The organism is Romboutsia sp., assembly GCF_035470145.1.
Lineage (GTDB): Bacteria > Bacillota > Clostridia > Peptostreptococcales > Peptostreptococcaceae > Romboutsia_D.
This window is the reverse complement of record NZ_DATIRC010000143.1, coordinates 1-3,008: the sequence shown is the minus strand read 5'-3', so window position 1 is coordinate 3,008 and position 3,008 is coordinate 1. Positions and strand designations below refer to the sequence as shown.

3 protein-coding genes and 1 riboswitch are annotated in these 3,008 nt (G+C 30.0%); all 3 genes read left to right on the top strand.

All coding sequences use genetic code 11. From position 1 onward, the window contains the following. On the top strand, positions 1-624 hold a 624-nt coding region (locus tag VLM92_RS05580), incomplete at its 5' end, for a collagen-like protein (RefSeq protein WP_325275364.1). Positions 625-704: 80 nt separating this feature from the next. Further along, a riboswitch (SAM riboswitch) is annotated at positions 705-810 on the top strand. Between the two features lie 73 nt (positions 811-883). Further along, on the top strand, positions 884-2,185 hold the full coding sequence (locus VLM92_RS05575) for an O-acetylhomoserine aminocarboxypropyltransferase/cysteine synthase family protein (RefSeq protein WP_325275363.1): 1,302 nt from the start codon (positions 884-886) through the stop codon (positions 2,183-2,185). Between the two features lie 190 nt (positions 2,186-2,375). Beyond that, positions 2,376-3,008, top strand: a 633-nt coding sequence (locus VLM92_RS05570) for a DMT family transporter (RefSeq protein ID WP_325275362.1), incomplete at its 3' end; no start/stop codon positions are given.

The window sequence follows — 3,008 nt, the reverse complement described above, 5'->3', positions numbered from 1 at the left end:
GGTCCAACGGGAGATCCAGGTCCAACGGGAGATCCAGGTCCGACGGGAGATCCAGGTCCGACGGGAGATCCAGGTCCGACGGGAGATCCAGGTCCAACGGGAGATCCAGGTCCAACAGGAGATCCAGGGCCGACGGGAGATCCAGAAGATTGTTGTTGTACAGATGCAATTAGATATGCATTAAAAACAATAAAATCAGCAAACGCTAATCAAAACGTATCTGTACTTTCATTTAACACAGTCAAAAGCGGTACAATAGGAAACTTTTTATCAGGTGAAGATGTAGTAATTATAGGGGGTAGTTATATATCTTTATGTAATGTGGCATTAATAACTTTCGAAGATAAGCCGGTTGTAACAGGAACACTAGAATACGATTGTGAAACACTTGAGTGTTGTTGTAATACAGATATGGATTTAGCATTAAGAACACTTTTAGGTACGACTAGCTTTCCAATAACTAAAGATTTAGATATTGATATTGTAGATAAGAATGCTAATCCATATAAAGTAGAAGAAGTATATGGAATATGTAATGGAATTATATGGGTTAAATTTGAAAATAAAGTAGGAAATAATTTCTATGGTGCTCTGCCATTATGTAATATATTTGAAACAAATTAATATAGATAAAAATTAAAATTTAATTGCAATTTAGTTAATAAGTTACTATAATGAATGTTAATAAAAATTAAATAGAAAGTCTTTTATAAAGAATGGTGGAGGGACTGGCCCGATGAAGCCTAGCAACAGCTAACTTTAGTTAGAATTGTGCTAAATCCTGCAGGATAATATCCTGAGAGATAAGAGATAAATAAAGTACAAATATATTTTGTTGCGACTTTAATAAAAGGCTTCCTAATTTTAAAAGGAGGCTTTTTTTATGAGTAAAAATTACAGTAAAAAAACATTATGTATAAGAGGTGGATACGAACCTAAAATAGGAGAACCAATGGCTCTTCCTATAACACAAAGTACAACTTTTAAATATCATGACCCAGATTTAGTAGCAGAATTATTTAATTTAGAACAAGAAGGACATATGTATACAAGAATTAGCAATCCAACAGTAGAAGCTTTTGAAAAAAAATTAGCACAATTAGAAGGTGGAGTAGGGGCTGTAGCAGTATCATCAGGTCAGTCGGCAATACTTTTAGCTATATTAAACATTTGTAAAGCAGGGGAAAAGATAATAGCAAGTTCATCATTATATGGAGGAACATATAATCTTTTGAATATAACTCTTAGAAATTTAGGAATAGATACAACTTTTGTAAAATTAGATGCTAGCGAGGAAGAAATATTATCATTAGTAGACGAAAATACAAAGCTAATTTATGGAGAAATAATTGGAAATCCAGGTCTTGATGTATTTGATTTTGAAAAGTTTTCAAGTGTTTGTAAAAAAGCAAATTTACCATTAGTTATAGATAACACATTAGCAAGTCCTTATTTATGTAACCCATTTGAATTTGGGGCAAATATTGTAGTTCATTCAACGTCGAAATATATAGATGGTCATGCGGTAGCTTTAGGTGGTGCTATAGTAGATGGTGGTAATTTTAATTGGGATAATGGCAGATTTAGTGAATTAGTAGAACCAGACCCAAGTTATCATGGAATAAAATATGTAGAAAGTTTTAATGAATCTGCTTATATAACTAAGTTAAGAGTATCAATGCTAAGAGACTTAGGAAGTTGTATGAGCCCATTTAATGCATTCTTAACTAACTTAGGACTTGAGACTTTACACCTTAGAATGGAAAAACACAGTAATAATTCTTTAGAACTTGCAAAATATCTTCAAAATCATGAAAAAGTAAGTTGGGTTAGTTATCCTTTACTTGAGACACAAAAAGATTATGATAAAGCTAAAGTGTATTTAAAAAATGGAGCGGGTGGTGTATTAACTTTTGGAATAAAAAGTGGTGTAAAAGAAGCTAAAGAATTTATAAAAAGTCTGAAATTAGTTGATTTAGCTATACATTTAGGATTCAATAAAACATCAGTACTTCATCCTGCTAGTACAACTCACAGTCAATTATCAGAAGTAGATCAAATAAAATGTGGAGTAAGCCCTGATCTTATAAGAGTTTCAGTTGGGATAGAGGATATAAATGATTTAATAAATGACTTCAATCAAGCATTAGAGGGATTACATAAAAATTGGATAAATACTTTTTAGATAATAAAATATGGGTAGTTTATATGTTATAAGATATGATTATAAACTACTCACTTTTTTATTTTGAAAATGTATGATTATAAATAGCAGTAGGTAATAATTAGTTAATTGGTTTAAATAATAAATTTTGCATAAAAGAATTCATTATGATAAAATCCTAATGTTAAAGCTACTTACAGAGGAGGAATATATGGACAGTATAAAAAATAATATGAGCGATAGAACAAAAGGTATTATATGTATTATAATATCAGCATTTGGATTTGCAATGATGTCTGCATTTATAAAGTTAAGTGGTGATTTACCAACTTTTCAAAAGACATTTTTTAGAAACTTAGTTTCTTGTACAGTTGCATTCATAATGGTTATAAAAGCTAAAGAAAGTTTCTTTGGTAAAAAAGAAAATCGAAAATTATTAAATTTAAGATCTACATTTGGTACATTAGGAATAATACTTAATTTTTATGCTATAGATAAATTAGTTTTATCAGATGCAAATATGTTAAATAAGTTAAGTCCTTTCTTTGTAATAATATTTTCTGCTTTATTTTTAAAAGAAAAAATTAAGACTAATCAAATAATAGCTGTAGGGATAGCTTTTATTGGAGCTTTATTTATAATAAAACCTACATTTAATTTAGATGTATTACCAGCACTTATTGGTGTAAGTGGTGCTATATTTGCAGCATCTGCATATACTTGTTTAAGGGTGCTTGGTGGAAAAGAAAAGGGTGCTACAGTAGTATTTTATTTTTCGTTATTTTCATTAGTTGTAATATTTCCTTTTATGATAGTTTCATATAAACCTATGAGCATAGTTCAG

Excerpts from the sequence above, each read along its gene's own strand:
- VLM92_RS05575 (WP_325275363.1), top strand. The coding sequence starts at position 884 with ATGAGTAAAAATTACAGTAAAAAAACATTATGTATAAGAGGTGGATAC.